Source organism: Photorhabdus hindustanensis (assembly GCF_002968995.1).
GTDB classification, from domain to species: domain Bacteria; phylum Pseudomonadota; class Gammaproteobacteria; order Enterobacterales; family Enterobacteriaceae; genus Photorhabdus; species Photorhabdus akhurstii.
This window is the reverse complement of the sequence record NZ_PUWT01000189.1, coordinates 1-1,033: the sequence shown is the minus strand read 5'-3', so window position 1 is coordinate 1,033 and position 1,033 is coordinate 1. Positions and strand designations below refer to the sequence as shown.

Sequence of the window (1,033 nt, the reverse complement as noted above, 5' to 3'; positions counted from 1 at the left end):
GCCCTGTGGCGGGGAGACGCGTACCGCGTGCTGGGCGCCAACCCGCGCTATCCGGGTGACGATTTCATCGCCAAGTGACATGGTGTTCCTCCTGTCAGGTCATCAGACCGCCTGAAAACTGTGGATAACCGCCAGCAACGCCTCACGCTGGCCGTCTTCAAAAGGCGCGGGGGAGGTCAGGTTGAAGGTCAGCAGCAGCGGACCCCGGATTTGCAGTATCACGGTCTGGTGCATGTCGCCTTCCGGGCTTTTCCACTGGTAATCCAGACGGCGGGCGGGTTGCTGGCTGAGGGTGATTTCGCTGCGCTGATGCTCCTGGTACCCGGGCAGATGGGTGCAAAACTGTTCCAGGGTCTGTTCATAGTAAGCGTGGTTATCCATGCCGGCGGGGACCGGGGTGCGGCTGACCACCAGATTGATGCCGCTGTCATCCGGCAGCACAAAGACATTCATGGATTCATCCCGCCAGTTGCCCGGGATAGTCAGTGAGCCTTCATTCATTTGATAGGGGGTGTTTTCCATGTTTTTTCCGTTGTTGATTAAAATTAAGTTGATAGTCAGTCGCGGTCAGTTCACATTGACCTGTTTGCCATTGATGGTGATATTGGCCCCCTGAATGCTGATATTGCCGGCATTGTCGATGGTGATGCTGCCGCCGGCCGTCGCAATTTCGATACCCCCCGCCTGGGAATGTATCTGGATATTATTTTTGACATTCAGCAGGCTGTCTTTTTCGACCGTGATTTGACGCAGGCCGGTGATAGCGCTGACTTCATTGCCTGTCACCTCTTTGTGGCGGTCGTTTCTGACCGAAAGCATCTGATTATGGCCGATGCTTTCGGTATGGTTGTTCATGACCCGGGTTTCGCGGTTATTGAGTACCACGGTGTTCATGTCCCGCTGGGCATGCAGCGCCAGCTCTTCACTGCCTTTGGCATCCTCGAAGCGCAGCTCGTTGTAGCCTTCCCCTTTATGGGTTTTGGAGCGGAAGGTCATCTGGGTTTTGCTGCCGGGCAGGTCCCCTGGCGGGAGG

Annotated in this window: 2 protein-coding genes; both read right to left on the bottom strand. The window is 56.1% G+C overall.

Features of this window, described 5'->3' with window-relative positions:
• Positions 1 to 102: 102 nt before the first annotated feature.
• Positions 103 to 522, bottom strand: coding sequence for a DUF1795 domain-containing protein (locus C6H66_RS25225; protein ID WP_105397068.1), 420 nt, complete (start codon positions 520 to 522; stop codon positions 103 to 105).
• 45 nt (positions 523 to 567) lie between these two features.
• On the bottom strand, positions 568 to 1,033 hold a 466-nt coding region (locus C6H66_RS25220; protein ID WP_422615638.1), incomplete at its 5' end, for a bacteriophage T4 gp5 trimerisation domain-containing protein.